Below are 26,330 nucleotides of genomic sequence, written 5' to 3'. Positions count from 1 at the left end.
CTCCTTATTCTTCTAATTCTTTTACTGTTACAAGGTGAGAAACTTTATTAATCATTCCACGAATGGCCGGATTGTCGTTATGAACAACTGTTTGATGTAATTTTCGTAAACCTAATGTTTTAACCGTCACGCGTTGGTCCTGCGGACGACCAATTACGCTGCGAGTGAGGGTAATTGCTAATTTTTTTGCCATCATTTTTCCCTCCCTTATCCTAACAGTTCCTCAACTGTTTTACCGCGCAATTTTGCTACTTCTTCAGCGCGTTTCAATTGCTTCAAACCGTCGATTGTTGCGCGTACCATGTTGATTGGCGTGTTGGAACCGATTGACTTCGATAAAATATCGCTAACACCTGCTAACTCTAATACCGCACGCGCAGGACCTCCAGCGATAACCCCAGTACCTTCAGATGCTGGTTTTAAAATGATTTCACCTGCACCGAAATGCCCGATCACTTCATGTGGAATTGTTGTACCAACGATCGGTACAGTAATCAAGTTTTTCTTCGCGTCTTCAATCGCTTTACGAATAGCATCTGGAACTTCTTGAGCTTTTCCTGTTCCAAAGCCGACATGACCGTTTTTGTCACCAACAACGACTAACGCAGCGAAACGGAAACGACGTCCACCTTTTACAACTTTAGCTACGCGGTTAACGGCAACAACGCGTTCTTCTAGTTCAAGTTTATTTGGATCAATGCGACGCATCTCTGTCCCTCCTTCTTAATTAGAATTGTAATCCAGCTTCACGAGCAGCGTCTGCAAGTGCTTTAACACGTCCATGATATAAATATCCGCCACGGTCAAATACAACCGATGTAATGCCTTTTTCAAGCGCACGTTTAGCAATTAATTCGCCCACTTTTTGAGCTGCTTCAACATTACCTGTTGATTCTAAGTCGAATTCTTTATCTAATGTTGACGCGCTAACGAGCGTCACAGCTTTCATATCGTCAATAATTTGCGCGTAAATGTGTTTGTTTGAACGGAACACATTTAAGCGTGGACGTTCCGCAGTTCCTACTACTTTACGACGAACACGAGCGTGTCTTTTTTTGCGAACTGCATTTTTATCAAGCTTAGTGATCATTCGTGTCACTCCTTTCATTTACCTAAGCAGCATTATTTCTTACCTGTTTTACCTTCTTTACGACGTACAACTTCGCCTTCGTAGCGAATCCCTTTTCCTTTATAAGGCTCTGGTGAACGAACGGCACGAATGTTTGCTGCTAATTCACCAACACGTTGTTTGTCCGCACCTTTAACGATGATTTTTGTTTGTGAAGGAACTTCGATTTCGAGTCCTTCTTCTGGCTCGATTTCAACAGGATGAGAGTATCCTACGCTTAAAACAAGCTTTTTGCCTTGTTTTGTCGCACGATAACCGACCCCTACTAATTCAAGCCCTCTCTCATATCCTTTCGAAACACCTTCCACCATGTTTGCAAGCAAGCTGCGAGTCGTACCGTGAAGTGTACGATGCGCTTTTTCATCGCTTGGGCGAGTAACCGTTAAAGTGTTACCTTCTAACGTAATCGTCATGTCCGGATGGAAAGTGCGAGTCAATTCGCCTTTCGGTCCTTTTACTGTAACTGTGTTGCCGTTGATTGTGACTGTGACACCAGCCGGAATTTCAATTGGTTTTTTACCAACACGTGACATACTTGACACCTCCATTCTTGAAAAAACTAATTACCAAATGTATGCTAACACTTCGCCGCCAGTACGTTTTTGACGTGCCTCTTTGTCAGTTAAAATACCTTGAGATGTTGAAAGAATTGCGATTCCTAAACCGTTCAATACGCGTGGCACTTCATCAGCTTTCGCATATACGCGCAAACCAGGTTTGCTAATGCGTTTAAGACCTGTAATTACGCGCTCGTTATTTGGACCGTACTTTAAGAAAATTCGAAGAATACCTTGTTTGTTATCTTCAATGTATTCGACATCACGAATGAAACCTTCACGCTTTAAAATTTCAGCGATTTCTCTTTTAATTTTTGAAGCAGGAACTTCAAGTTTTTCGTGACGCACCATGTTCGCATTACGAATGCGAGTAAGCATATCTGCAATTGGATCTGTCATCACCATTATGTTTTACCTCCTTCCCAACTCATGGGTTTATTACCAGCTTGCTTTTTTCACACCAGGAATTTGACCTTTATACGCTAATTCACGGAAACAAATACGGCAAAGTTTAAATTTGCGATATACAGAGTGTGGACGTCCACAACGCTCACAACGAGTGTACGCTTGCACTTTAAACTTTGGTGTGCGTTTTTGTTTCGCGATCATTGATTTTTTAGCCACGTTTTCGCCTCCCTCTTTTTACGAATGGGAATGATTATTTTTGGAATGGCATACCGAGCAACGTAAGTAATTCACGAGCTTCCTCGTCTGTTTTCGCAGTTGTAACGATGACGATGTCCATACCGCGAACTTTGTTTACTTTGTCGTAGTCAATTTCAGGGAAAATTAATTGCTCTTTTACACCTAATGTGTAGTTGCCGCGTCCGTCGAAAGATTTTTTAGAAACACCACGGAAGTCGCGAACGCGCGGTAAAGAAACAGACACGAGCTTATCGAAAAACTCGTACATACGCTCACCGCGAAGCGTTACTTTCGCACCGATTGGCATTCCTTCACGAAGACGGAAACCAGCGATTGATTTTTTCGCGCGTGTAACAACTGGTTTTTGACCAGAAATTAATGCGAGTTCTTCCACTGCGTTATCTAACGCTTTTGCGTTTTGTACCGCATCACCAACACCCATGTTGATGACAATTTTCTCGATTTTTGGAACTTGCATCACAGATTTATAGTTAAACTTGCTCATCAGAGCAGGAACAACTTCTTTCACATACTTTTCTTTAAGGCGGTTCATTTGAGTACCTCCCTTCCTCGATCACTTCATTATTTGTCTAAAATTTCACCAGAACGTTTCGCATAGCGAACTTTTTTACCGTCAACTACTTTGTATCCAACACGAGTTGGTAATCCTGTTTTTGGATCAAGAGGCATTACGTTTGATACGTGGATTGGCGCCTCTTGGCTGATGATGCCGCCTTGTGGATTTGCTTGGGAAGGTTTTACGTGTTTTTTCACGATATTTACACCTTCAACAAGCACTCGGTTTTTCTTTGGAAACGCAGCGAGAATAATGCCTTGTTTGCCTTTATCTTTACCAGAGATTACTTGTACTTTATCACCTTTTTTTACATGCATCTGAATCGCACCTCCTTAAAAGGCTTTTCCTTTTCATTAAATCACTTCTGGAGCTAAAGAAACGATTTTCATAAAGTCTTTTTCACGCAATTCACGAGCAACTGGCCCGAAAATACGTGTACCACGTGGGCTCTTGTCATCACGAATGATTACGCAAGCATTTTCATCAAAACGGATGTAAGAACCGTCTGTACGGCGCACGCCACGTTTCGTACGAACAACAACCGCTTTAACAACTTGACCTTTTTTAACAACGCCACCTGGTGTTGCATCTTTAACTGTCGCCACAACAATGTCGCCAACGTTTGCATAGCGACGACCAGAACCACCTAGCACTTTAATGACAAGCACTTCACGTGCACCAGAGTTATCAGCAACTTTCATACGAGTTTCTTGTTGAATCATTGACGAAACCTCCTTTCGGATTTGTATCCATCATTCCGAACATATTCATTAAACAATAACAGCTTTTTCGACTACTTCAACAAGACGGAAACGTTTTGTCGCAGAAAGAGGACGTGTTTCCATGATTTTTACGATATCGCCCACTTTTGCTACATTGTTTTCGTCATGTGCCTTATATTTTTTCGAATACTTTACGCGTTTGCCGTAAAGAGGATGCTTTTTATAAGTTTCTACAAGAACCGTAATTGTTTTATCCATTTTATCGGAAACAACACGGCCGACGAGAACTTTACGATTGTTGCGTTCACTCATTGTGCGAACCTCCTCTCGATATCAATTATTTATTAGCAGCGATCTCTCTTTCGCGAATAACAGTTTTCATACGCGCAATCGCTTTGCGTACTTCACGAATACGAGCAGTATTCTCTAATTGACCTGTTGCCAATTGGAAGCGAAGGTTGAATAACTCTTCTTTCAACGCTTTAATTTTTTGTTCAATCTCGGCAGTGGTAAGTTCACGAATTTCTTTAGCTTTCATTTGATTCACCACCAATTTCTTCACGTTTTACGAATTTACATTTGATTGGAAGTTTATGAGAAGCAAGACGTAACGCCTCGCGAGCTACTTCTTCAGAAACTCCCGCGATTTCAAACATCACTTTACCAGGTTTAACTACAGCTACCCAACCTTCAGGAGCACCTTTACCGGAACCCATGCGCACTTCAAGTGGTTTTGCTGTATATGGTTTTGAAGGGAAAATTTTAATCCATACTTTACCGCCACGTCTCATGTAACGAGTCATCGCACGACGAGCAGCCTCGATTTGACGGTTTGTAATCCATGCTGGCTCTAACGCTTGTAAGCCGTACTCACCAAAATGTACTTCCGTACCGCCTTTTGCGCGACCTTTCATGCGACCGCGATGTTCACGACGATATTTTACGCGTTTTGGCATTAACATGATTAATTTCCTCCTTCCTCAGTTTTCTTTTTCGTAGGAAGGACCTCTCCACGATAAATCCATACTTTCACGCCGATTTTTCCGTATGTTGTGTCCGCTTCTGCTGTTGCATAATCAATGTCAGCGCGAAGAGTATGAAGTGGAACTGTTCCTTCGCTGTAATGTTCTGAGCGAGCGATATCTGCTCCACCTAAACGACCAGATACCATCGTTTTAATCCCTTTAGCACCTGCGCGCATTGTGCGTTGAATGGCTTGTTTTTGCGCACGACGGAATGATACGCGGTTTTCAATTTGACGCGCGATATTTTCCGCAACAAGTTTTGCTTCTAAGTCCGGCTTTTTAATTTCAACGATGTTGATATGAACACGTTTGCCAGTTAATTCGTTCAACGCTTTACGAAGCGCTTCAACTTCAGATCCACCTTTACCGATTACCATACCTGGTTTCGCTGTATGGATTGTAATATTTACACGGTTTGCTGCGCGCTCGATTTCAATGCGAGAAACAGCTGCATCGCTTAAGCGCTTTGTGAGGTACTCACGAATTTTAAGATCTTCGTGTAAAAGGTTCGCGTAATCTTTTTCAGCGTACCATCTTGATTCCCAATCACGGATAATACCAATGCGAAGACCGATTGGATTTACCTTTTGACCCACTGATTATCCCTCCTTCTTTTCTGAAACAACGATCGTGATATGGCTTGTGCGTTTGTTAATTGCGCTCGCACGACCTTGTGCACGAGGACGGAAACGTTTCAATGTTGGTCCCTCGTTCACATAAGCTTCTGTAACAACAAGTTTGTTCACGTCCATGTCATAGTTATGTTCTGCGTTTGCCACTGCAGATTTTAATACTTTCTCGATAATCGGAGAAGCAGCTTTTGGCGTATGGCGAAGAATCGCAACTGCTTCACTCACTTGCTTTCCTCGAATTAAATCAATCACTAAACGAGCTTTACGAGGAGCAATTCGAACCGTTCTAGCAACAGCTTTAGCTTGCATAAATGAAGCCTCCTCTCATATTAACGTTTTGTTTTCTTGTCATCAGCAGCGTGACCTTTATACGTGCGCGTTGGCGCGAACTCACCGAGCTTATGACCGACCATGTCCTCTGTGATGTAGACTGGAACGTGTTTACGACCATCGTAAACAGCGATTGTGTGACCAATGAATTGTGGGAAAATTGTCGAACGACGAGACCATGTTTTGATCACTTGTTTTTGTCCAGTTTCATTCAACTTCTCGATTTTTTTCATTAAATGATCATCACAAAAAGGACCTTTTTTCAAGCTGCGACCCATAAGTGAACCTCCTTTCGTGATTGCTCTACGGTTCTTGTGAACCGTAGCCCAACCCCGTTATTTTTTACGACGACGTACGATAAATTTATCAGATTTATTTTTCTTCTTACGCGTTTTAAATCCAAGCGTTGGTTTACCCCATGGAGTCATTGGAGACTTACGTCCGATTGGTGCTTTACCTTCACCACCACCATGTGGGTGATCTACTGGGTTCATAACAGAACCACGAACAGTTGGACGAATGCCTAACCAACGAGCGCGTCCAGCTTTACCGATGTTCACAAGCTCATGTTGTTCGTTGCCAACTTGACCGACTGTTGCACGGCAAGTTGCTAAAATCATACGAACTTCACCTGAAGATAAACGAACGAGTACGTACTTGCCTTCTTTACCAAGCACTTGTGCAGATGTACCTGCAGCGCGCACTAACTGTCCGCCTTTACCAGGTTTTAATTCGATGTTGTGAATAACTGTACCGACTGGAATGTTTGCTAAAGGTAATGCGTTACCTACTTTAATATCCGCATCTGGACCTGACATGATTTCCATGCCAACTTCTAAGTTTTTCGGTGCGATGATGTAACGCTTTTCACCATCAGCGTAATGAATTAACGCGATGTTCGCAGAACGGTTTGGATCGTATTCGATTGTAGCAACGCGTCCTGGAATGCCATCTTTATCGCGTTTAAAGTCAATAATACGATATTGACGCTTATGACCGCCACCTTGGTGACGAACTGTTAATTTACCTTGGTTGTTACGACCGCCCTTTTTCTTTAAAGGCGCAAGCAACGATTTTTCCGGCTTATCTGTTGTAAGCTCAGAGAAGTCTAAAACCGTCATACCACGACGACCGTTAGACGTTGGCTTATATTTTTTAATCGCCATGTCCGTTTCCCTCCTTCACTTTTAAACTTATACTTCAAATAGTTCGATCTCTTTGCTGTCTGGCGTTAACGTAACAATCGCTTTGCGACGACGATTTGTTAAGCCACTATAGCGACCAACACGTTTGAACTTCCCTTTATAGTTCATAATATTAACTTTCGCTACTTTCACGCCGAAAATCGCTTCGATCGCGTCTTTTACCTCTGTTTTGTTCGCTTTCACATCAACTTCGAACGTATATTTTTTCTCAGTCATTAACTCTGTTGAACGTTCAGTAATGACGGGGCGCTTAATAATATCGCGAGGATCTTTCATTATGCAAGCACCTCCTCTACTTTTTCCACAGCAGCTTTCGTAATGATAAGCTTGTCGTGGTTGAGTACATCAAGAACGTTAATTCCGCTTGCTGTCACAACTGTGACCCCTGGAATGTTGCGAGCTGAAAGAATAACATTCTCATTTGCATCTACTGTTACAATTAACGCTTTGCGATCAACAGAAAGATTGTTTAAAATTTTAACCATTTCTTTTGTTTTCGGTGCTTCAAGCGTTAAATTGTCTAATACAACGATGCTGTTTTCAAGCACTTTTGAAGATAAAGCTGATTTAATTGCTAAGCGACGAACTTTTTTCGGAAGTTTGTAGCTGTAGCTGCGTGGAACTGGACCAAATACAATACCACCGCCACGCCATTGTGGGGAACGGATCGATCCTTGGCGAGCGCGTCCAGTACCTTTTTGACGCCATGGTTTACGGCCACCGCCGCTCACTTCTGCACGATTTTTTGTTTTATGAGTTCCTTGACGCAAGGAAGCACGTTGCATAATTACCGCTTCAAATAACACATGTTTGTTCGGTTCAATACCAAATACGGCATCGTTTAATTCGATTTCACCGATGTTTTCTCCGTTTTGGTTGTACAATGCTACTTTTGGCATTGGGTGTTTCCTCCTTTCTTAAAGAAATTATTTCGCTTTAACCGCGCTTTTAATGATCACAAGTCCTTTGTTTGGACCTGGTACATTTCCTTTAATTAAAATTAAGTTGCGTTCTGGATCCACTTTAACAACTTTTAAGTTTTGTACTGTTACACGCTCGCCACCCATGCGACCTGGAAGCTCTTTTGATTTAAATACACGGTTTGGAGCGATCGGACCCATTGAACCAGGACGACGATGGTAACGAGAACCGTGAGCCATTGGTCCACGAGATTGTCCGTGGCGTTTGATTACACCTTGGAAACCTTTACCTTTTGACGTACCTGTGACATCAACGATTTCACCTTCGTTGAAAACGTCCACTTTTACTTCTTGACCTACTTCATATTCTGCAAGATTCACACCACGAATTTCACGAACGAAGCGCTTAGGTGTGGTGTTTGCCTTCGCAGCATGACCTTTTTGGGGCTTGTTCGCCAACTTCTCACGCAAATCTTCAAAACCTAATTGAATCGCTTCATAACCGTCGTTTTCAATCGTTTTCTTTTGAAGAACTACGTTTGGAGTCGCTTGAATAACCGTTACAGGAATAAGATCCCCGTTTTCAGCGAACACTTGAGTCATGCCGATTTTTCTTCCTAAGATTCCTTTCATCTTTCACACCTCCTATATCGCAATTACAACTTGATTTCAATATCGACACCAGACGGTAAGTCTAGACGCATTAAAGAATCTACTGTTTGTGGAGTCGGATTAACGATATCAATTAAGCGTTTATGTGTGCGCATTTCGAATTGTTCACGAGAATCTTTGTATTTATGAACCGCACGTAAGATCGTGTACACCGTTTTTTCAGTTGGTAACGGAATCGGTCCAGATACAGTTGCGCCTGAACGCTTTGCAGTTTCCACAATTTTCTCAGCAGATTGATCAAGAATTCGATGATCATATGCTTTCAAACGAATACGAATTTTTTCTTTTGCCATTATTTTCCCTCCTTCTTCGCCTATTTTTAAAATAGACATTCTCCATGGAAATTTCCTTCACACTCGCCATGGCAAAGCGGCCGGGTGTGTCAGCAACCTTCCACTTCATCGCAGTCAAAGACCAACGTTTATTATTATATATAATTTTTATATTCAATGCAAGTTTTTTATTTCTTTTCTTTGCAAACTGCCTTTCCTATTATACATATTTCGTCATGTATTTTCAATGGAGCAAAAAAACAAGTGGTCTAGCTGACCGCTAGACCACCCCAATCGATTACTCGATGATTTCAGATACAGAACCTGCACCTACTGTACGTCCACCTTCGCGGATCGAGAATTTTGTACCTTCTTCGATCGCGATTGGTGCGATTAATTCTACTGTCATTTCGATATTGTCACCAGGCATTACCATCTCAACACCTTCCGGAAGTTGAATGATACCTGTTACGTCCGTTGTACGGAAGTAGAATTGTGGACGGTAGTTAGAGAAGAATGGAGTATGACGTCCACCCTCTTCTTTTGTTAATACGTAAACTTGCGCTTTAAATTTTGTGTGTGGAGTGATTGTTCCTGGTTTTGCTAATACTTGACCGCGTTGTACTTCGTCACGAGAAACACCGCGAAGAAGTGCACCGATGTTGTCACCAGCTTCTGCTTGATCAAGAAGCTTACGGAACATTTCAACACCTGTAACAGTTGTTGTTTTTGGCTCTTCAGAAAGACCAATGATTTCTACTTGGTCACCAACTTTTAAGATACCGCGCTCAACACGACCAGTAGCAACTGTACCACGACCAGTGATTGAAAATACGTCCTCAACTGGCATCATGAATGGTTTGTCAACTTCGCGTTGTGGAGTTGGGATGTACTCATCAACAGCGTTCATAAGCTCGATGATTTTTCCTTCCCAAGCTGGATCTCCTTCAAGCGCTTTTAACGCAGAACCTTTAATAACAGGAACTTCGTCTCCAGGGAAGTCGTATTCAGATAACAAGTCACGAACTTCCATTTCAACAAGCTCTAAAAGCTCTTCGTCGTCTACCATGTCGCATTTGTTTAAGAATACAACGATGTAAGGTACGCCTACTTGGCGAGAAAGAAGAATGTGCTCACGAGTTTGTGGCATTGGACCGTCAGCAGCAGACACAACAAGAATCGCGCCGTCCATTTGCGCAGCACCTGTGATCATGTTTTTCACGTAGTCTGCGTGACCTGGGCAGTCAACGTGTGCATAGTGACGGTTGTCAGTTTCGTACTCAACGTGTGCAGTTGAGATTGTAATTCCGCGCTCACGCTCTTCTGGAGCAGCGTCGATTTGATCATATGCGCGTGCTTCTGCTTTACCTTGTTTCGCAAGAACTGTTGTGATTGCAGCTGTTAAAGTTGTTTTACCGTGGTCAACGTGGCCAATTGTACCAATGTTGACGTGTGGTTTCGTGCGTTCGAATTTCGCTTTAGCCATTATAATATCCTCCTTAGTGTTTTTTTATTAAGTATAGAATGCTCGGAAGTGAAAGTGCACAGGCACGTCCACTTCCAAGTCTTACATAAGTATTTATACTTGAACAATGCTAGAAAATCAATTATTCACCTTTATTTTTTTTGATGATTTCCTCAGCAATGCTTTTCGGAACTTCTTCATAATGGTCAAATACCATTGTGAATGTTCCGCGACCTTGTGTATTTGAACGCAATGAAGTTGCGTATCCAAACATTTCAGAAAGTGGAACCATCGCACGAACAACTTGTGCGTTACCACGAGCTTCCATACCTTCGACGCGACCGCGACGAGAAGTAATGTCACCCATGATGTCACCTAAATATTCTTCAGGGACGATAACTTCTACTTTCATGATCGGCTCAAGTAACACTGGGTCACATTTTGCTGCTGCGTTTTTCAACGCCATAGAAGCAGCAATTTTGAACGCCATTTCGCTTGAGTCAACATCGTGGTAAGAACCATCAAATAACTTCGCTTTAATGTCAACAACTGGGTATCCAGCAAGAACACCATTTTGCATTGCATCTTCAAGACCCGCTTGAATTGCAGGAATGTATTCTCTCGGAACAACCCCACCGACGATCGCGTTTTCGAATTCAAAGCCTTTTCCTTCCTCGTTTGGTGAGAACTCGATCCAAACGTGACCGTATTGACCGCGACCACCAGACTGACGCACAAATTTACCTTCAACTTGTGCAGATTTGCGGAATGTTTCACGGTATGCAACTTGTGGAGCACCAACGTTTGCTTCTACCTTAAACTCGCGACGCATACGGTCAACGATGATGTCAAGGTGAAGCTCACCCATACCCGCGATAATCGTTTGACCTGTTTCTTGGTCTGTCCATGCACGGAATGTTGGGTCTTCTTCTTGAAGTTTTTGCAATGCTGTACTCATTTTATCTTGGTCAGCCTTTGACTTCGGTTCGATCGCGATTTGAATAACTGGCTCTGGGAATTGCATAGACTCTAAAATTACTGGGTCTTTTTCATCACACAGCGTATCGCCAGTTGTTGTATCTTTTAAACCTACAGCTGCCGCAATGTCACCAGCGTAAACTTGTGCAATTTCTTCGCGGTGGTTTGCGTGCATTTGTAAAATACGACCGATACGTTCACGCTTACGTTTTGTTGAGTTCAACACGTAAGAACCAGAGTTTAATGTACCAGAGTATACGCGGAAGAACGTCAACTTACCAACGTAAGGGTCTGTCATAATTTTAAACGCTAACGCTGAAAAAGGAGCATCGTCACGCGCTTCGCGAACTGTTTCTTCCTCTGTATCAGGAACAGTTCCTTTGATCGCAGGAATGTCGACTGGTGATGGTAAGTAGTCAACAACTCCGTCAAGCATTAATTGAACACCTTTGTTTTTGAATGCAGAACCACAGAATACAGGGAAGAATTGAACAGAAACAGTTGCTTTACGAATTGCAGCTTTTAATTCTTCTTTCGTAATTTCTTCCCCTTCTAAATATTTCACCATTAATTCTTCATCAAGCTCTGCAACTGCTTCAATTAATTTACCGCGATATTCTTCTGCCATATCACGATAGTCTTCAGGAATCTCGATGCGCTCGATATTTTTTCCTAATTCATCGTGATAGTGGTATGCGCACATTTCAACAAGATCAATAATGCCTGTGAATTGATCTTCTGCACCAATTGGCAATTGGACAGGGTGCGCATTTGCTTGTAAACGTTCATGAAGCGTTTTTACAGAGTATAAGAAGTCTGCGCCAATCTTGTCCATTTTATTTACGAAAACGATACGTGGAACACCGTATGTAGTCGCTTGGCGCCATACTGTTTCTGTTTGCGGTTCTACACCTGATTGTGCGTCTAATACAGCTACTGCACCGTCTAATACACGCAATGAGCGCTCAACCTCTACTGTAAAGTCGACGTGTCCAGGTGTGTCGATGATGTTAATACGATGACCTTTCCATTGAGCAGTTGTCGCTGCGGATGTAATCGTAATTCCGCGCTCTTGTTCTTGCTCCATCCAGTCCATCGTCGCTGCGCCCTCATGAACTTCACCGATTTTATGAACGCGTCCTGTGTAGAAAAGAATACGCTCTGTTGTAGTTGTTTTACCGGCGTCAATATGAGCCATGATTCCAATATTGCGAGTGTTTTCCAAGGAGAACTGTCTTGCCATATGGATTCTTTCTCCTTCCTTAAATGAAGTATCTTAATTTAATTTACATATAGAATATAGGCGAATGAGCGATGGGCATGCTTTTTTAGTTTCAACCGCATCGCTCTCACCTATTCTTAATTGAACGAAAAAATTACCAACGATAGTGTGCAAACGCTTTGTTTGCTTCTGCCATTTTGTGTGTATCTTCGCGTTTTTTCACAGCTGCACCTGTGTTGTTTGCTGCATCCATGATCTCGTTTGCTAAACGCTCTTCCATCGTTTTTTCTCCACGAAGACGAGCATAGTTCACAAGCCAGCGGAGACCTAATGTTGTGCGGCGCTCTTGACGCACCTCAACAGGAACTTGATAGTTTGCACCACCAACACGGCGTGCGCGAACTTCAAGAACTGGCATAACGTTTTTCAACGCTTGCTCAAACACTTCCATTGGATCTTTACCTGTGCGCTCACGAATAATATCGAAAGCTGTGTAAAGAATTTTTTGCGCTTTACCTTTTTTGCCGTCAATCATAATTTTATTGATTAAACGTGTAACTAGCTTTGAATTGTAAATTGGATCTGGTAACACATCTCGTTTAGGAACCGGACCTTTACGTGGCATAGTTTTTCCTCCTTTCAGTGAAAATCAGCGAGAAATGCTCAATGTTATTTCTTAGCTGCTTTTGGTTTTTTCGCACCATATTTCGAACGACCTTGCATACGGTTCGCTACACCTGCTGTATCTAAAGCACCGCGAACGATGTGGTAACGTACCCCTGGTAAGTCTTTTACACGTCCACCGCGAATTAATACAACGCTGTGTTCTTGTAAGTTATGACCGATACCTGGGATATAAGCAGTTACCTCAATACCGTTAGATAGACGTACACGGGCATATTTACGAAGCGCAGAGTTTGGCTTCTTTGGTGTCATTGTACCTACACGTGTACATACTCCACGTTTTTGCGGAGAGTAAACAGTTGTTTGGACTTTTTTGAAGCTGTTATACCCTTTATTTAACGCAGGTGATTTAGATTTCACTACCTTTTTTGTACGACCTTTACGTACAAGCTGGTTAATTGTAGGCATGGTAAATTTCCTCCCTTCACAATCAAATTCAAGCCCACACATCCAGGTGGCTCATTTTTATGCAAAAACAAAGTTTTTGTAGTAAACCCACAAAAACAGTTTTTAACGAATGATCGCAACAACAGCCGCCCCTACGTCGATTTTACATGCTTTCCCGAGCTTTTTCATCGAGTCCACTTTACAAACAGGTACATTCGCCTCTCTTGCTGCTTCCAGCACTTTATCGATAATTGTTGCATCCGCATCTTCAGCAATGACGATCCCATGTACCTTCCCATCTTTCAGAGCTCGCACTGTTTGTTTCGTTCCTACAACAATTTGTTTTGCCTGTGCGACTTTTTCATAAGACATGTAACATATCCTCCAAAGTGACAGGTTTTCGGAACACCTTTATTATGCTATCACTTTCTGAGTTCTGTGTCAACTATTATTTTTTAACCTATTGCTAGCGAGCGGTGCTAGCAATAGGTTCATGAATTATTTCGTTGTAACTGCATCTTCGTCTTTTGTTGTTTTAATTACCGGCTTTACTTTGCGATAGCGAGCCATTCCTGTTCCTGCTGGAACAAGTTTACCGATAATAACGTTTTCTTTTAATCCAAGTAATTCATCGCGTTTTCCTTTGATCGCTGCATCCGTTAAGACGCGCGTCGTTTCTTGGAACGAAGCCGCAGACAAGAATGAGTCTGTTTCAAGCGATGCTTTCGTAATTCCAAGTAATACCGGACGAGCCGTCGCTGGTCGCTTGCCTGCCATCAACACTTTCGCGTTCGCATCCGTAAATTGATGGATATCAAGTAATGTACCAGGCAATAAGTCTGTATCGCCTGCATCAATGACACGCACTTTACGAAGCATTTGACGAACCATCACTTCGATATGTTTATCGCTAATTTCTACCCCTTGCATGCGGTATACTTTTTGTACTTCGCGCAACAAGTATTCTTGTACAGCGTTCATATCTTTAACTCTCAACAACTCTTTCGGGTCGATTGAGCCTTCTGTTAGCTCTTGACCACGCTCAACTTTCTGCCCTTCTTGCACTTTCAGGCGCGCACTATAAGGGGCTGTATACGTACGTGTCTCGACTTCGCCTTGGATGACAATTTCACGTTGACGGTCACGCGTTTCGTTAATCGCCACAACAACACCATCAATTTCTGAAATGACGGCTTGCCCTTTTGGATTACGCGCTTCAAATAACTCTTGTACGCGTGGTAAACCTTGTGTGATATCATCCCCTGCTACCCCACCTGTGTGGAACGTACGCATCGTAAGCTGCGTACCCGGCTCACCGATCGATTGAGCTGCGATAATACCAACCGCTTCACCAACTTCAACTTCCGCACCGGTTGCCAAGTTACGTCCGTAACATTTTTTACATACACCATGACGCGTGTTACATGTAAATGCAGAACGAATCCATACTTCTTCAATACCTGCTTTAACAATCGCGTTCGCGATGTCTTCTGTAATCATTTCATTTTCACGTACAAGCACTTCACCCGTTTCCGGATGTTTCACCGTTTTGCGCGCATAACGTCCAACAAGACGCTCTTCAAGTTTCACAATCACTTCTGTGCCATCTTTTAACGCACGAATTAACGTACCGCGATCTGTACCACAGTCATCTTCACGAATAATGACGTCTTGTGCAACATCAACGAGTCGACGCGTTAAATAACCAGAGTCCGCTGTTTTTAACGCTGTATCCGCAAGACCTTTACGTGCCCCGTGCGTTGAAATGAAGTACTCAAGTACTGTTAAACCTTCACGGAACGAAGATTTAATCGGGAGCTCGATAATACGTCCAGCTGGGTTCGCCATTAATCCACGCATACCTGCAAGTTGCGTAAAGTTCGATGCGTTACCGCGGGCTCCAGAGTCACTCATCATAAAAATTGGATTTCGCTTATCAAGCGACTCCATTAAGCGACCTTGAATTTTGTCTTTCGCCGCACTCCAAATCGAGATAACGCGCTCATAACGTTCTTCATCAGTAATTAAACCGCGTCTAAATTGTTTTAATACCGTATCAACTTTTGCTTGTGCTTCTTCTAAAATTTCTTGTTTTTCAGGCAAGACAACGATATCCGCTACACCAATTGTAATACCGGCTTTTGTTGAGTACTTAAAGCCGAGATCTTTCATGCGGTCAAGCATTTTAGACGTTTCGGTAATTTTGAAACGTTTAAATACTTCTGCAATGATGTTACCGAGAATTTTTTTCTTAAACGGTGGAACGAGTGGACGCTTACGGATTTCTTCTTTCACGTTCACACCTTTATTTAAGAAATACTTATCTGGTGTTCGTTCTTCAATGTTTTCTTGCGTCGGTTCATTAATATACGGGAATGACTTCGGCAAGATCTCATTGAAGATTAACTTTCCAACTGTTGTGATAAGCAATTTATTATTTTGTTCTTCTGTAAACGTTTCGTTTTTCAACGAACCAGCATAAACAGCGATGCGTGTATGCAAATGAACATAACCGTTATGGTAAGCTAGCAACGCCTCGTCCGTATCTTTAAATACCATCCCTTCACCGACTGCACCTTCACGTTCCATCGTTAAATAGTAGTTTCCTAAAACCATGTCTTGTGAAGGCGTAACGACTGGCTTTCCGTCTTTCGGGTTCAAAATATTTTGTGCTGCAAGCATAAGTAGACGTGCTTCTGCTTGCGCTTCTGCTGAAAGCGGTACGTGCACAGCCATTTGGTCACCGTCGAAGTCCGCGTTGTATGCCGTACATACAAGCGGATGCAAGCGGATCGCACGACCTTCTACAAGCGTCGGCTCAAACGCTTGAATGCCAAGACGGTGAAGCGTTGGCGCTCGGTTTAATAGCACAGGATGCTCTTTAATGACAGACTCTAAAACATCCCAAACTTCTGGGTGAACGCGCTCAATTTTCCGCTTCGCGCTTTTAATGTTATGTGCTAAGCCACGTTCTACTAATTCTTTCATAACAAACGGCTTAAACAATTCAAGCGCCATTTCTTTTGGTAAGCCGCATTGATACATTTTCAAATTCGGACCGACAACGATAACAGAACGACCAGAATAGTCAACGCGCTTACCGAGCAAGTTTTGACGAAAACGCCCTTGCTTTCCTTTTAACATATGGGAAAGCGACTTCAGCGGACGATTTCCTGGTCCTGTGACAGGACGACCTCGACGACCGTTATCAATTAACGCATCAACAGCTTCTTGAAGCATCCGCTTTTCATTTTGCACAATAATGTTCGGTGCACCAAGGTCTAATAAACGTTTTAAACGGTTGTTCCGATTAATGACGCGACGATATAAATCGTTTAAGTCAGATGTCGCAAAACGTCCACCGTCTAACTGTACCATCGGACGCAATTCCGGCGGAATAACAGGTAGTACATCCAAAATCATCCAAGATGGATCGTTGCCAGAGTTACGGAACGCTTCAAGCACTTCAAGACGCTTAATTGTACGGGCACGACGCTGTCCTTGTGCCGTTTTCAATTCCTCTTTTAACGTTTCTACTTCTTTTTCAAGGTCGATGTCTTGTAACAACTTTTTAATCGCTTCCGCACCCATTGAAGCTTGGAACGAGTTTCCGTACTTCTCACGATACGCGCGATATTCTTTTTCAGAAAGCAATTGTTTCTTTTCTAACGGCGTATCGCCTGGATCCGTCACAACATAAGATGCAAAGTAAATGACTTCCTCTAGCGCGCGGGGGGACATGTCTAAGACAAGTCCCATGCGGCTAGGAATTCCTTTAAAGTACCAAATATGTGAAACAGGGGCTGCTAGTTCAATATGACCCATGCGCTCTCGGCGCACTTTTGCACGTGTAACTTCTACACCGCATCGGTCACAAACGACACCTTTATAACGAACGCGCTTATACTTTCCGCAATGACATTCCCAGTCTTTTGTCGGACCAAAAATGCGTTCGCAAAACAAACCATCTTTTTCTGGTTTTAATGTTCGATAGTTAATCGTTTCTGGTTTTTTAACTTCACCATACGACCAAGAACGAATTTTCTCGGGTGAAGCGAGTCCGATCTTCATATATTCAAACTTATTCACATCTAACAAGGGGCCTACCTCCCTTTTAATATCCAGGTTTTACCCTTATGTCAACACACTATTCTTTTACAACAACGCCTTCATCTTCTTTGGCTGACTCATCTGTAGGTGGGATGATGTCAACTGGTTGCACATCATCATCTTCCCCGAAGTTTTCCATGCTAATTTCTTTTTCATCACTTGATAAAACTGTTACGTCCATACCTAAGCTTTGTAGCTCTTTAATTAATACTTTGAACGATTCAGGAACGCCCGGTTCTGGAACATTTTCACCTTTTACGATCGCCTCATATGTTTTCACACGACCAACCACATCGTCTGATTTAACAGTTAAAATTTCTTGTAACGTATAAGCTGCGCCGTATGCTTCAAGCGCCCATACTTCCATCTCACCGAAACGCTGACCACCAAATTGGGCTTTTCCACCAAGTGGCTGTTGCGTAACAAGCGAGTACGGACCTGTCGAGCGAGCATGTAACTTATCATCAACCATGTGCGCAAGCTTAATCATGTACATAATACCGACAGAAACACGATTATCAAATGGCTCTCCAGTACGCCCATCGTATAGAACCGTTTTTGCATCGCGCGCCATTCCTGCTTCTTCCAACGTCGCCCATACGTCTTCTTCACGAGCGCCGTCAAATACAGGCGAAGCAACATGAAGACCTAACTTTCTCGCCGCCATTCCAAGATGCAACTCGAGCACTTGCCCGATGTTCATACGCGAAGGTACGCCTAATGGATTTAACATAATGTCAACCGGTGTACCATCTGGTAAAAATGGCATATCTTCTTCAGGTAAAATGCGCGAAATAACCCCTTTATTTCCGTGGCGACCTGCCATCTTGTCACCTTCGGAAATTTTCCGTTTTTGTACAATGTACACACGAACGAGCTGGTTCACGCCTGGCGGCAACTCATCGCCATCTTCACGAGTAAACACTTTCACATCGAGAACGATTCCACCTCCGCCGTGCGGTACACGTAAAGAAGTGTCTCGAACTTCGCGCGCTTTCTCACCAAAGATAGCGTGCAATAAGCGCTCTTCTGCAGTTAACTCCGTGACACCTTTTGGGGTGACTTTACCGACAAGCAGATCCCCATCTTTCACTTCTGCACCAATGCGCACAATGCCACGTTCATCTAGGTTGCGAAGCGCATCTTCACCGACGTTTGGAATATCGCGCGTAATTTCTTCTGGACCGAGCTTCGTGTCACGCGCTTCGGATTCATATTCCTCGATATGAATAGATGTATACACATCGTCTTTAACGAGACGCTCACTCATAATAATCGCGTCTTCGTAGTTATATCCATCCCATGTCATAAACGCAACAAGCACGTTGCGACCAAGAGCTAACTCCCCTTTTTCCATTGATGGACCGTCAGCTAAAATTTCGCCCTTTTCAACGATGTCGCCAGTTTTGACAATTGGACGTTGATTGTAGCACGTTCCTTGGTTTGAACGAACAAACTTTAGTAAGCGATATTTATCTAAATCGCCTTTTACTTCTTTTCCATCGACTTCGATTAAACGACGCACCCAAATTTCTTTCGCTTCGACTCGCTCAACAATTCCACGATGCTTGCAAATGACTGCAGCGCCAGAATCTTTCGCTGCCACATACTCCATTCCTGTACCAACGATTGGAGCTTCTGGTTGCATAAGTGGAACAGCTTGACGTTGCATGTTCGCACCCATAAGTGCACGGTTTGAGTCATCGTTTTCTAAGAATGGGATGCAAGCTGTCGCTACGGACACGACTTGTTTTGGTGAAACGTCTACATAGTCCACACGATCGCGTTTAACGACAATGTTTTCACCACGGAAACGGGCAACAACGTTTTCTTCTAAAAACGTTCCATCTTCCGCAATCGGAACGTTTGCTTGGGCAACAACGTAGTTATCTTCCTCATCCGCTGTTAAATAGTCAATTTGATTCGTTACTTTTCCTGTCTCAGGATCAACACGACGATAAGGGGTTTCAATAAACCCAAATTTATTTACTTTCGCGTATGTCGAAAGCGAGTTAATTAATCCGATGTTCGGGCCTTCTGGCGTTTCGATCGGACACATGCGACCATAGTGTGAATAGTGAACGTCACGCACTTCAAAGCCAGCACGTTCACGCGTTAAACCGCCCGGACCAAGCGCAGAAAGACGGCGTTTATGTGTCAATTCTGCGAGCGGGTTTGTTTGGTCCATGAATTGTGATAATTGTGAGCTTCCGAAAAACTCTTTAATAGCCGCAATGACCGGACGAATGTTAATGAGTTGCTGTGGTGTAATTGTGTTTGTATCTTGAATGGACATCCGTTCACGAACAACGCGCTCCATGCGCGAAAGACCAATTCGGAACTGATTTTGTAGCAACTCTCCAACAGAACGAAGTCGACGATTTCCTAAATGGTCGATATCGTCTGTATCACCGACTCCATGCAATAAGTTAAAGAAGTAGCTAATAGATGCAATAATATCTGCAGGTGTAATATGTTTTACCGTTTCTGGAATATACCCGTTACTAATGACCGTGATGACTTTTTCGCCATCTGGATCGTTTGGAGCATAAATTTTGATTGCCTGCAAAGCAAACTCATCTTCAACAACGCCCCCAAGCGGTTGGTATTTACGTATACCAATCCCTTTTTCAAGCTCAGGTAAAATACGGTCGAGCGTTCTACGATCGAGAACTGTTCCTTTTTCAGCAATCACTTCACCCGTTTCTGGATGAACGAGTGTTTCTGCTAAACGTTGACCAAATAAACGGTTTTTAATATGGAGCTTTTTGTTAATTTTATAACGACCAACACTTGCTAAATCGTATCGTTTTGGATCAAAGAAACGAGAGATGAGCAAGCTTTTTGCGTTTTCAACGGTAGGCGGCTCCCCTGGACGTAACCGTTCATAAATTTCAAGCAACGCTTTTTCTGTACTTTCTGTATTGTCTTTTTCTAACGTATTACGAATATACTCGTTATCACCAAGTAAATCGACAATCTCTTGGTCTGAGCCAAAACCTAACGCCCGCAATAACACGGTTACAGGCAACTTGCGCGTACGATCAATACGAACGTACACAACGTCTTTTGCGTCTGTTTCGTATTCGAGCCATGCACCGCGGTTTGGAATGACGGTAGCTGTAAAGCCACGTTTCCCGTTTTTATCTACTTTTCCGCTATAATATACGCTCGGTGAACGAACAAGCTGAGAAACGATAACACGTTCAGCACCATTAATAATGAATGTGCCCGTTTCTGTCATTAACGGGAAGTCTCCCATGAATACATCTTGTTCTTTTACTTCACCTGTTTCTTTATTGATTAGGCGCACTTTGACCCGAAGCGGCGCTGCGTATGTAACATCGCGTTCTTTTGACTCTTCGACAGAGTACTTCGGTTCTCCTAAGCTGTAATCAATAAATTCTAGTGACAAATTTCCTGTAAAATCTTCGATCGGCGAAATATCTTGGAACATTTCACGCAATCCTTCATCGAGAAACCACTGATAAGAAGAAGTTTGAATTTCAATTAAATTTGGTAGTTCCAACACTTCACTAATGCGCGCATAACTTCTTCGTTGGCGGTGTCGTCCGTATTGAACTAGTTGACCTGTCAACTGATTCACCCCTCAAATCAAACATTAATAACTTGTCATCAGACAAAAAAGAAATGGTTTCTTATAAGAAAACCACATGTTTGACCTATTATATATTTTATAAGTTTTTCCTTTAAAACTAAAATTATACATACATACACAGCATACGTAAACTAAAAAAAATACACATTTAGCATTTTATAATGGTACCATACACAAAATTGAGCGTCAAGCTTTTTGTGCTCGAATAATAAAGTAACCTTTTTTCTTTTCCACAACATCAACTTCATCAAAAATCGTTTTTAACTTTTCTAATGCAGATGGAGCCCCTTGCTTCTTTTGAATGACAACCCATAACTGTCCGCCAGAGAGCAAGTAGTTTGCACTTTGTTCAAAAATCGAATGGACGACTGCTTTTCCAGCACGAATCGGTGGGTTTGTCACAATTGCAGCAAACATTCCTTCTACTCGCTGAAATAAATTACTTATGTAAATTCGTGCATTTTCAATACCGTTTTGCTGTTTGTTTTTCTTCGCTAGTTCAATTGCTCGCTCATTTACATCGATCATATGCACAGTTCGATGCGGAAAATCTTTCGCTAACGCTAAACCGATCGGTCCATATCCACAACCTACATCGAGAATATTTCCACACACATCTGGCTCCATAAATGTTTCAATTAGTAGTCGCGAACCAAAGTCGATTTCTTTTTTCGAAAATACACCTTGATCGACTGTAAATAAAAACTGATGACCCCGCAACGTATACGTCCATTGAAACGGCTTACTTTCTACCGTAGGTCTCTCCGTATAGTAGTGATCGCCCATCATTCTCACCTCTCTTTCCTTCATTGTAAACGAACGCACATAAAAACACAAAGAAGCTCGCCACTTCGAGCGAGCTTCTTTGCATCATTACTTAATTTCAACTTTCGCGCCAGCTTCTTCAAGCTTCGCTTTAATTTCTTCAGCTTCTTCTTTAGAAACGCCTTCTTTAACTGGCTTTGGAGTGTTGTCTACTAAGTCTTTTGCTTCCTTTAAGCCAAGACCAGTAAGTTCACGTACAACTTTGATAACTTTGATTTTTTGCGCGCCGCCATCTGCAAGGATAACGTCGAATTCAGTTTTTTCTTCAGCAGCAGCACCAGCAGCAGCACCGCCAGCAACTACTACAGGAGCAGCAGCAGTTACACCAAACTCTTCTTCAATTGCTTTTACTAAGTCGTTTAATTCTAAAACAGTCATATTTTTAACCGCTTCAATGATTTGTTCTTTAGTCATGATCGATCTTCCTCCTTAATGTTTTAATTTTAGGCGATTTGTAAATTAAGCACCTTGTTCTTCTTTTTTCTCAGCAACTGCTTTTGTAACAAGAGCAAAGTTGCGAATTGGTGCTTGAAGAACGCTAAGCAACATAGAGAGCAAGCCTTCGCGAGATGGAAGCTCTGCAAGCGCCTTTACCTCTTCGAACGTTGCTACGTTACCTTCGATGATACCTGCTTTAATTTTTAACGCATCGTTCTTTTTCGCGAATTCGTTTAAAATTTTCGCAGGAGCAATGACATCCTCATTGCTGAATGCAATCGCATTCGGACCTGTTAACGTTTCGTCTAAACCTTCTAAGCCTAACTCAGCAACAGCACGACGAGTTAATGTGTTTTTATACACTTTGAACTCGATGCCTGCTTCACGAAGTTGCTTACGAAGTTCTGTAACTTGAGCGACATTTAAACCACGGTAATCAACGATGATCGTTGATTTGCTCGCGCGAAGCTTTTCAGCAATCTCCGCTACTAGCTGCTGCTTTTGTTCAAGTACGCTGCTCATGTCAACACCTCCTGTAGAAGTTGAGTTTCGACACCACTTATACCGTCCAATAAAAAACCTCCATGTCAACGCAGACATGGAGGCGCTCGAAAAGTGCAAGATGCACTTATTTATGAGTCTCAACACCTCGGTAGGAAATTAAGCCTATATGAGGCACCTACTGTCTACGGTACAAATGATATTCGTTTTTCAAACAATAGATAGTATACTAAAGCGTTTCTAAAAAGTCAATATCTATAATTAGCGAGCAACAGCAACAGTAGAAGGATCTACTTTTACGCCAGGACCCATTGTTGAAGCAACTGTTACGTTTTTCACGTATGTGCCCTTCGCCGCTGCTGGCTTCACTTTTAAGATTGTCTCATAAATTGTCGCGAAGTTTTCTACTAATTTTTCAGTATCAAACGATACTTTACCGATTGGTACGTGGATGTTTCCTGCTTTGTCAACGCGGTATTCTACTTTACCAGCTTTAATTTCATTGACTGCTTTTGCAACGTCAAATGTAACTGTTCCTGTTTTAGGGTTTGGCATTAAACCTTTTGGTCCTAAAATACGACCGATTTTACCAACTTCACCCATCATATCAGGAGTTGCAACGATAACATCAAACTCAAACCAACCTTGTTGAATTTTGTTGATGTAATCTGTATCACCTACGTAATCTGCACCTGCCGCTTCTGCTTCTTTCGCTTTTTCACCTTTTGCAAGCACTAATACACGACGTACTTTACCTGTTCCGTGCGGCAATACAACCGCACCGCGAATTTGTTGATCTGCTTTCTTCGGATCAACTCCTAAACGGAAAGCAACTTCTACTGTTGCATCAAATTTTGCGACGTTTGTCTTTTTCACTAATTCGATCGCTTCTTTTACGTCGTATGCTTTAGAGCGATCAATTAACTTCGCTGCCTCTAAGTAACGTTTTCCTCTTTTCGGCATTTTTATTTCCTCCTTTTGTGGTTTTAACGGAAAGACCTCCCACGAATAAAGGTTGCGAAAACCATATAGTTCGCTTCCGCAACCTTTTCCAGCCAGATCTTCATTAGTCTTCGATGACGATACCCATGCTGCGCGCTGTTCCTTCGATCATACGCATAGCTGCTTCAATGCTCGCCGCGTTTAAGTCTGGCATTTTTGTTTCAGCAATCTCGCGCACTTTGTCGCGCTTTACTGTTGCCACTTTATTACGGTTTGGCTCACCAGAACCAGACTCGATACCAGCCGCTTTCTTAAGTAATACAGCAGCAGGTGGAGTTTTCGTAATAAATGTAAATGAACGGTCTTCGTATACCGTAATTTCAACAGGAATAATTAAACCTGCTTGATCAGCTGTACGAGCGTTGAATTCTTTACAGAATCCCATAATGTTAACACCAGCTTGACCTAATGCTGGACCGACTGGTGGTGCTGGATTCGCTTTCCCTGCAGGAATTTGCAATTTGACAACTTTAATTACTTTTTTAGCCACGAGACACACCTCCTTAAGTCCGTGATGTGGTATTAGGGATACTCCCTCCCACTCCATATATGAAAACAATCATCGCATTCGTCTCAATGATTGAGACATACTGACCTTAAAATATTATCACTTTTCTTACCCATTTGCAAGTTGTTTGCCATTATATTTTTTCAATTTGCGAAAAGTCAAGCTCTACTGGTGTTTCACGTCCAAACATGTCAACAAGCACAGTTACTTTTCGCTTATCCATTTCAATTTCTTGGATCGTTCCAACAAAATTCGCAAATGGACCTTCTTTAATCCGAACGGCTTCACTTAATTCGAAATCAAGGTCTAACTCGATCAAATCAACGCCCATTCGTTTTAAAATCACGGAAACTTCTTCTTCCAGAAGTGGCGTTGGTTTGGATCCGGCACCAGCTGAACCGACAAACCCTGTTACTCCTGGTGTGTTGCGAACAACATACCAAGAGTCATCTGTCATAATCATTTCGACGAGCACGTAACCTGGGAATACTTTCTTTTTGACAACTTTCTTTTTGCCACCTTTTGTGTCTGTTTCTTCCTCCTCAGGCACAACGACGCGAAAAATCTTATCTTGCATCCCCATCGACTCAACGCGCTTTTCTAAGTTCGTTTTTACTTTATTTTCATAACCCGAGTACGTATGAATAACATACCAATTCTTTTCCATTCGCTGGGACGATATCGTCCTTCCCTCCCTAAACAAATCTTTTTTAGGCAAAATAAAAACCCGTTACCGGGCTTTATTTCTTGTTTGTTATCTTTCATTATACCATGGATATACTATTACTATTCAAGTATAAAACGAACTAACTCTGAAATTCCTAAATCAATAACAGCAAAAAATACAGTAAAAAATGCTACTGTCGCTAAAACGGTGATTGTATAGTTTACTAGTTCTTTTCGTTTTGGCCAGCTGACTTTTTTCATCTCGCGAACAACTTCGCGAAAAAATTTCGTTACTCGTTGCATAAGAAACCCTCCAACATCTCGGGATCATCAACTACTTCGTTTCACGGTGAATCGTATGCGTATGGCATGTTTTACAAAACTTTTTCATCTCCAGCCGCTCATCGTGATGAGCAACATTTTTCATCGTTGAATAATTTCGTCTTAAACATTGGCTACACGCTAAAACCACTTTTTTGCGCATACGTTTTCCTCCGATATACTACGTCTTAAAAACTGTATCATACAATATTTTTCTATGTCAATTATTATAAACGAATTCCTTGAATTTCTACATACTTTTCTAATTTGCGTTTCACGCGTTGCAATGCGTTGTCAATGGATTTCACGTGACGATTGAGCTCTTCCGAAATTTCTTGATATGATCGACCTTCTAAATAAAGAAGGAGCACTTTCCTTTCTAAATCGCTAAGTAGTTCGGTCATCTTCTCTTCAATATGATCGAACTCTTCCCTATTAATAATTAGCTCTTCAGGATTTGTTATTTTCGTTCCCGAAAGAACGTCCATCAATGTACGGGCAGAATCATCTTCGTAAATCGGCTTGTCCAATGAAACGTAACAATTGAGCGGAATGTGTTTTTGTCGCGTAGCCATTTTAATAGCTGTAATCATTTGCCGAGTGATACATAACTCCGCAAAAGCCTTAAATGAAGACTGCTTATCTTCCTTGAAATCTCGGATTGCTTTATATAACCCAATCATTCCTTCTTGCACAATATCTTCGCGATCTGCACCGACTAAAAAATACGAACGTGCTTTCGCTCGGACAAAATTTTTATACTTATGAATTAAGTAATCAAGCGCCTCACTATCACCTTGATGTACGAGTTCTACAATCATTTCATCGTCTAGTTGTTCGTAACGGCTTTGTTGCTTTTCGTTTGTATTTGCGCTCACGCCCGATCCCCCCGCCCTGTACATGGATAAAAGTATTATA

The 26,330-nt window shown here is 42.2% G+C and carries 36 protein-coding genes and 1 other annotated feature; all 36 genes read right to left on the bottom strand.

All coding sequences use genetic code 11. From position 1 onward, the window contains the following. Nucleotides 1-4 precede the first annotated feature (4 nt). On the bottom strand, nt 5-193 hold the full coding sequence (gene rpmD / locus ACYQY7_RS06515; RefSeq protein ID WP_003397685.1) for a 50S ribosomal protein L30: 189 nt from the start codon (nt 191-193) through the stop codon (nt 5-7). A 14-nt stretch (nt 194-207) separates the two neighbouring features. Next, entirely contained in the window at nt 208-708 is a 501-nt protein-coding gene (gene rpsE, locus ACYQY7_RS06510; protein ID WP_055442040.1) for a 30S ribosomal protein S5, read from the bottom strand. Between the two features lie 19 nt (nt 709-727). After that, complete coding sequence (gene rplR / locus ACYQY7_RS06505) at nt 728-1,090, bottom strand: 50S ribosomal protein L18 (RefSeq protein ID WP_009361496.1); 363 nt, start codon at nt 1,088-1,090, stop codon at nt 728-730. Nucleotides 1,091-1,122: 32 nt separating this feature from the next. Beyond that, nucleotides 1,123-1,662: a 50S ribosomal protein L6 gene (gene rplF / locus ACYQY7_RS06500; RefSeq protein WP_461201273.1), complete on the bottom strand. Its 540-nt coding sequence runs from the start codon at nt 1,660-1,662 to the stop codon at nt 1,123-1,125. 30 nt (nt 1,663-1,692) lie between these two features. Next, nucleotides 1,693-2,091: a 30S ribosomal protein S8 gene (rpsH, locus tag ACYQY7_RS06495; protein WP_003397680.1), complete on the bottom strand. Its 399-nt coding sequence runs from the start codon at nt 2,089-2,091 to the stop codon at nt 1,693-1,695. A 33-nt stretch (nt 2,092-2,124) separates the two neighbouring features. Further along, nucleotides 2,125-2,310, bottom strand: coding sequence for a 30S ribosomal protein S14 (rpsN, locus tag ACYQY7_RS06490; protein WP_003397678.1), 186 nt, complete (start codon nt 2,308-2,310; stop codon nt 2,125-2,127). Between the two features lie 34 nt (nt 2,311-2,344). Beyond that, nucleotides 2,345-2,884 carry a 50S ribosomal protein L5 gene (rplE, locus tag ACYQY7_RS06485; protein ID WP_032101421.1) on the bottom strand — a complete coding sequence of 180 codons (540 nt, stop codon included), beginning with the start codon at nt 2,882-2,884 and terminating at the stop codon, nt 2,345-2,347. Between the two features lie 29 nt (nt 2,885-2,913). Further along, on the bottom strand, nt 2,914-3,225 hold the full coding sequence (gene rplX / locus ACYQY7_RS06480; protein ID WP_461201272.1) for a 50S ribosomal protein L24: 312 nt from the start codon (nt 3,223-3,225) through the stop codon (nt 2,914-2,916). A 36-nt stretch (nt 3,226-3,261) separates the two neighbouring features. Beyond that, nucleotides 3,262-3,630: a 50S ribosomal protein L14 gene (rplN, locus tag ACYQY7_RS06475; RefSeq protein ID WP_003397675.1), complete on the bottom strand. Its 369-nt coding sequence runs from the start codon at nt 3,628-3,630 to the stop codon at nt 3,262-3,264. Between the two features lie 48 nt (nt 3,631-3,678). Next, entirely contained in the window at nt 3,679-3,942 is a 264-nt protein-coding gene (rpsQ, locus tag ACYQY7_RS06470; RefSeq protein ID WP_003397674.1) for a 30S ribosomal protein S17, read from the bottom strand. 25 nt (nt 3,943-3,967) lie between these two features. After that, nucleotides 3,968-4,168, bottom strand: a complete 201-nt coding sequence (rpmC, locus tag ACYQY7_RS06465) for a 50S ribosomal protein L29 (protein WP_003397671.1) — start codon at nt 4,166-4,168, stop codon at nt 3,968-3,970. Continuing rightward, nucleotides 4,158-4,592, bottom strand: coding sequence for a 50S ribosomal protein L16 (gene rplP, locus ACYQY7_RS06460; RefSeq protein WP_003397670.1), 435 nt, complete (start codon nt 4,590-4,592; stop codon nt 4,158-4,160). Before rplP ends, rpmC begins: the two co-directional genes overlap by 11 nt. Before the next feature lie 2 nt (nt 4,593-4,594). Then, nucleotides 4,595-5,251 carry a 30S ribosomal protein S3 gene (gene rpsC / locus ACYQY7_RS06455; protein WP_461201271.1) on the bottom strand — a complete coding sequence of 219 codons (657 nt, stop codon included), beginning with the start codon at nt 5,249-5,251 and terminating at the stop codon, nt 4,595-4,597. A gap of 3 nt (nt 5,252-5,254) precedes the next feature. After that, nucleotides 5,255-5,596, bottom strand: coding sequence for a 50S ribosomal protein L22 (gene rplV / locus ACYQY7_RS06450; protein ID WP_006322652.1), 342 nt, complete (start codon nt 5,594-5,596; stop codon nt 5,255-5,257). A 20-nt stretch (nt 5,597-5,616) separates the two neighbouring features. Then, on the bottom strand, nt 5,617-5,895 hold the full coding sequence (rpsS, locus tag ACYQY7_RS06445) for a 30S ribosomal protein S19 (protein WP_004888674.1): 279 nt from the start codon (nt 5,893-5,895) through the stop codon (nt 5,617-5,619). 57 nt (nt 5,896-5,952) lie between these two features. Then, nucleotides 5,953-6,783, bottom strand: coding sequence for a 50S ribosomal protein L2 (rplB, locus tag ACYQY7_RS06440; RefSeq protein ID WP_003397662.1), 831 nt, complete (start codon nt 6,781-6,783; stop codon nt 5,953-5,955). Between the two features lie 27 nt (nt 6,784-6,810). Further along, nucleotides 6,811-7,098: a 50S ribosomal protein L23 gene (gene rplW, locus ACYQY7_RS06435; protein ID WP_003397660.1), complete on the bottom strand. Its 288-nt coding sequence runs from the start codon at nt 7,096-7,098 to the stop codon at nt 6,811-6,813. Continuing rightward, a complete protein-coding gene (rplD, locus tag ACYQY7_RS06430; RefSeq protein ID WP_461201270.1) occupies nt 7,098-7,721 on the bottom strand; it encodes a 50S ribosomal protein L4 in 624 nt (207 codons plus the stop codon). The genes rplW and rplD overlap by 1 nt, the downstream gene beginning before the upstream one ends. Nucleotides 7,722-7,748: 27 nt before the next feature. Further along, the gene (rplC, locus tag ACYQY7_RS06425; RefSeq protein WP_461201269.1) at nt 7,749-8,375 is read right to left on the bottom strand and encodes a 50S ribosomal protein L3; all 627 of its coding nucleotides are present in this window, start codon (nt 8,373-8,375) and stop codon (nt 7,749-7,751) included. Nucleotides 8,376-8,398: 23 nt separating this feature from the next. Beyond that, complete coding sequence (rpsJ, locus tag ACYQY7_RS06420) at nt 8,399-8,707, bottom strand: 30S ribosomal protein S10 (RefSeq protein WP_021095335.1); 309 nt, start codon at nt 8,705-8,707, stop codon at nt 8,399-8,401. 277 nt (nt 8,708-8,984) lie between these two features. Next, nucleotides 8,985-10,172: an elongation factor Tu gene (tuf, locus tag ACYQY7_RS06415; RefSeq protein ID WP_461201268.1), complete on the bottom strand. Its 1,188-nt coding sequence runs from the start codon at nt 10,170-10,172 to the stop codon at nt 8,985-8,987. A 121-nt stretch (nt 10,173-10,293) separates the two neighbouring features. Further along, nucleotides 10,294-12,372, bottom strand: coding sequence for an elongation factor G (fusA, locus tag ACYQY7_RS06410; RefSeq protein ID WP_461201267.1), 2,079 nt, complete (start codon nt 12,370-12,372; stop codon nt 10,294-10,296). Nucleotides 12,373-12,505: 133 nt separating this feature from the next. Continuing rightward, nucleotides 12,506-12,976, bottom strand: a complete 471-nt coding sequence (gene rpsG / locus ACYQY7_RS06405) for a 30S ribosomal protein S7 (protein ID WP_461201266.1) — start codon at nt 12,974-12,976, stop codon at nt 12,506-12,508. Between the two features lie 44 nt (nt 12,977-13,020). Further along, nucleotides 13,021-13,443, bottom strand: a complete 423-nt coding sequence (gene rpsL / locus ACYQY7_RS06400; RefSeq protein WP_003397652.1) for a 30S ribosomal protein S12 — start codon at nt 13,441-13,443, stop codon at nt 13,021-13,023. Between the two features lie 102 nt (nt 13,444-13,545). Continuing rightward, nucleotides 13,546-13,794, bottom strand: coding sequence for a 50S ribosomal protein L7ae-like protein (locus tag ACYQY7_RS06395; protein ID WP_461201265.1), 249 nt, complete (start codon nt 13,792-13,794; stop codon nt 13,546-13,548). Between the two features lie 126 nt (nt 13,795-13,920). Beyond that, nucleotides 13,921-17,520: a DNA-directed RNA polymerase subunit beta' gene (rpoC, locus tag ACYQY7_RS06390; protein ID WP_461201264.1), complete on the bottom strand. Its 3,600-nt coding sequence runs from the start codon at nt 17,518-17,520 to the stop codon at nt 13,921-13,923. Nucleotides 17,521-17,569: 49 nt separating this feature from the next. Continuing rightward, nucleotides 17,570-21,130 carry a DNA-directed RNA polymerase subunit beta gene (rpoB, locus tag ACYQY7_RS06385; protein WP_461201263.1) on the bottom strand — a complete coding sequence of 1,187 codons (3,561 nt, stop codon included), beginning with the start codon at nt 21,128-21,130 and terminating at the stop codon, nt 17,570-17,572. 207 nt (nt 21,131-21,337) lie between these two features. Beyond that, nucleotides 21,338-21,937 carry a class I SAM-dependent methyltransferase gene (locus tag ACYQY7_RS06380; protein ID WP_461201262.1) on the bottom strand — a complete coding sequence of 200 codons (600 nt, stop codon included), beginning with the start codon at nt 21,935-21,937 and terminating at the stop codon, nt 21,338-21,340. A gap of 87 nt (nt 21,938-22,024) precedes the next feature. Then, entirely contained in the window at nt 22,025-22,390 is a 366-nt protein-coding gene (rplL, locus tag ACYQY7_RS06375) for a 50S ribosomal protein L7/L12 (protein ID WP_003397647.1), read from the bottom strand. A gap of 45 nt (nt 22,391-22,435) precedes the next feature. Then, complete coding sequence (gene rplJ / locus ACYQY7_RS06370; protein ID WP_461201261.1) at nt 22,436-22,936, bottom strand: 50S ribosomal protein L10; 501 nt, start codon at nt 22,934-22,936, stop codon at nt 22,436-22,438. A 42-nt stretch (nt 22,937-22,978) separates the two neighbouring features. Beyond that, nucleotides 22,979-23,124: a sequence feature (ribosomal protein L10 leader region), on the bottom strand. Nucleotides 23,125-23,176: 52 nt separating this feature from the next. Then, nucleotides 23,177-23,878 carry a 50S ribosomal protein L1 gene (rplA, locus tag ACYQY7_RS06365; RefSeq protein ID WP_055441981.1) on the bottom strand — a complete coding sequence of 234 codons (702 nt, stop codon included), beginning with the start codon at nt 23,876-23,878 and terminating at the stop codon, nt 23,177-23,179. Nucleotides 23,879-23,981: 103 nt separating this feature from the next. Beyond that, entirely contained in the window at nt 23,982-24,407 is a 426-nt protein-coding gene (rplK, locus tag ACYQY7_RS06360; protein ID WP_003397643.1) for a 50S ribosomal protein L11, read from the bottom strand. Between the two features lie 151 nt (nt 24,408-24,558). Next, nucleotides 24,559-25,092, bottom strand: coding sequence for a transcription termination/antitermination protein NusG (nusG, locus tag ACYQY7_RS06355; RefSeq protein WP_461201260.1), 534 nt, complete (start codon nt 25,090-25,092; stop codon nt 24,559-24,561). Between the two features lie 119 nt (nt 25,093-25,211). Continuing rightward, nucleotides 25,212-25,394 (bottom strand): preprotein translocase subunit SecE, encoded by a 183-nt coding sequence (secE, locus tag ACYQY7_RS06350; protein WP_032101432.1) that lies wholly within the window; start codon nt 25,392-25,394, stop codon nt 25,212-25,214. Nucleotides 25,395-25,425: 31 nt separating this feature from the next. Further along, nucleotides 25,426-25,575 carry a 50S ribosomal protein L33 gene (rpmG, locus tag ACYQY7_RS06345; RefSeq protein WP_461201259.1) on the bottom strand — a complete coding sequence of 50 codons (150 nt, stop codon included), beginning with the start codon at nt 25,573-25,575 and terminating at the stop codon, nt 25,426-25,428. Nucleotides 25,576-25,639: 64 nt separating this feature from the next. Next, complete coding sequence (gene sigH / locus ACYQY7_RS06340) at nt 25,640-26,314, bottom strand: RNA polymerase sporulation sigma factor SigH (RefSeq protein ID WP_461201258.1); 675 nt, start codon at nt 26,312-26,314, stop codon at nt 25,640-25,642. Nucleotides 26,315-26,330 lie beyond the last annotated feature (16 nt).

Source organism: Anoxybacillus sp. TBDG-1, from assembly GCF_054815885.1.
This window is presented reverse-complemented; position numbering and strand designations above follow the sequence as displayed.

What these genes read in the sequence shown, in the direction of transcription:
- rplB (WP_003397662.1), bottom strand. Translation starts at nt 6,783, where the DNA reads ATGGCGATTAAAAAATATAAGCCAACGTCTAACGGTCGTCGTGGTATG.
- rplE (WP_032101421.1), bottom strand. Translation starts at nt 2,884, where the DNA reads ATGAACCGCCTTAAAGAAAAGTATGTGAAAGAAGTTGTTCCTGCTCTG.
- rplD (WP_461201270.1), bottom strand. Translation starts at nt 7,721, where the DNA reads ATGCCAAAAGTAGCATTGTACAACCAAAACGGAGAAAACATCGGTGAA.
- rplA (WP_055441981.1), bottom strand. Translation starts at nt 23,878, where the DNA reads ATGCCGAAAAGAGGAAAACGTTACTTAGAGGCAGCGAAGTTAATTGAT.
- rplW (WP_003397660.1), bottom strand. Translation starts at nt 7,098, where the DNA reads ATGAAAGATCCTCGCGATATTATTAAGCGCCCCGTCATTACTGAACGT.
- rplV (WP_006322652.1), bottom strand. Translation starts at nt 5,596, where the DNA reads ATGCAAGCTAAAGCTGTTGCTAGAACGGTTCGAATTGCTCCTCGTAAA.
- sigH (WP_461201258.1), bottom strand. Translation starts at nt 26,314, where the DNA reads ATGTACAGGGCGGGGGGATCGGGCGTGAGCGCAAATACAAACGAAAAG.
- rpsJ (WP_021095335.1), bottom strand. Translation starts at nt 8,707, where the DNA reads ATGGCAAAAGAAAAAATTCGTATTCGTTTGAAAGCATATGATCATCGA.
- rplJ (WP_461201261.1), bottom strand. Translation starts at nt 22,936, where the DNA reads ATGAGCAGCGTACTTGAACAAAAGCAGCAGCTAGTAGCGGAGATTGCT.
- rpsL (WP_003397652.1), bottom strand. Translation starts at nt 13,443, where the DNA reads ATGCCTACAATTAACCAGCTTGTACGTAAAGGTCGTACAAAAAAGGTA.
- rplX (WP_461201272.1), bottom strand. Translation starts at nt 3,225, where the DNA reads ATGCATGTAAAAAAAGGTGATAAAGTACAAGTAATCTCTGGTAAAGAT.
- ACYQY7_RS06395 (WP_461201265.1), bottom strand. Translation starts at nt 13,794, where the DNA reads ATGTCTTATGAAAAAGTCGCACAGGCAAAACAAATTGTTGTAGGAACG.
- nusG (WP_461201260.1), bottom strand. Translation starts at nt 25,092, where the DNA reads ATGGAAAAGAATTGGTATGTTATTCATACGTACTCGGGTTATGAAAAT.
- tuf (WP_461201268.1), bottom strand. Translation starts at nt 10,172, where the DNA reads ATGGCTAAAGCGAAATTCGAACGCACGAAACCACACGTCAACATTGGT.
- fusA (WP_461201267.1), bottom strand. Translation starts at nt 12,372, where the DNA reads ATGGCAAGACAGTTCTCCTTGGAAAACACTCGCAATATTGGAATCATG.
- rpsH (WP_003397680.1), bottom strand. Translation starts at nt 2,091, where the DNA reads ATGGTGATGACAGATCCAATTGCAGATATGCTTACTCGCATTCGTAAT.
- rplP (WP_003397670.1), bottom strand. Translation starts at nt 4,592, where the DNA reads ATGTTAATGCCAAAACGCGTAAAATATCGTCGTGAACATCGCGGTCGC.
- rplL (WP_003397647.1), bottom strand. Translation starts at nt 22,390, where the DNA reads ATGACTAAAGAACAAATCATTGAAGCGGTTAAAAATATGACTGTTTTA.
- rpmG (WP_461201259.1), bottom strand. Translation starts at nt 25,575, where the DNA reads ATGCGCAAAAAAGTGGTTTTAGCGTGTAGCCAATGTTTAAGACGAAAT.
- secE (WP_032101432.1), bottom strand. Translation starts at nt 25,394, where the DNA reads ATGCAACGAGTAACGAAATTTTTTCGCGAAGTTGTTCGCGAGATGAAA.
- rpsE (WP_055442040.1), bottom strand. Translation starts at nt 708, where the DNA reads ATGCGTCGCATTGATCCAAATAAACTTGAACTAGAAGAACGCGTTGTT.
- rplN (WP_003397675.1), bottom strand. Translation starts at nt 3,630, where the DNA reads ATGATTCAACAAGAAACTCGTATGAAAGTTGCTGATAACTCTGGTGCA.
- ACYQY7_RS06380 (WP_461201262.1), bottom strand. Translation starts at nt 21,937, where the DNA reads ATGGGCGATCACTACTATACGGAGAGACCTACGGTAGAAAGTAAGCCG.
- rpsS (WP_004888674.1), bottom strand. Translation starts at nt 5,895, where the DNA reads ATGGGTCGCAGCTTGAAAAAAGGTCCTTTTTGTGATGATCATTTAATG.
- rplR (WP_009361496.1), bottom strand. Translation starts at nt 1,090, where the DNA reads ATGATCACTAAGCTTGATAAAAATGCAGTTCGCAAAAAAAGACACGCT.
- rpmC (WP_003397671.1), bottom strand. Translation starts at nt 4,168, where the DNA reads ATGAAAGCTAAAGAAATTCGTGAACTTACCACTGCCGAGATTGAACAA.
- rplC (WP_461201269.1), bottom strand. Translation starts at nt 8,375, where the DNA reads ATGAAAGGAATCTTAGGAAGAAAAATCGGCATGACTCAAGTGTTCGCT.
- rplF (WP_461201273.1), bottom strand. Translation starts at nt 1,662, where the DNA reads ATGTCACGTGTTGGTAAAAAACCAATTGAAATTCCGGCTGGTGTCACA.
- rpmD (WP_003397685.1), bottom strand. Translation starts at nt 193, where the DNA reads ATGGCAAAAAAATTAGCAATTACCCTCACTCGCAGCGTAATTGGTCGT.
- rpsQ (WP_003397674.1), bottom strand. Translation starts at nt 3,942, where the DNA reads ATGAGTGAACGCAACAATCGTAAAGTTCTCGTCGGCCGTGTTGTTTCC.
- rpsG (WP_461201266.1), bottom strand. Translation starts at nt 12,976, where the DNA reads ATGCCACGTAAAGGTCCGGTTCCTAAACGAGATGTGTTACCAGATCCA.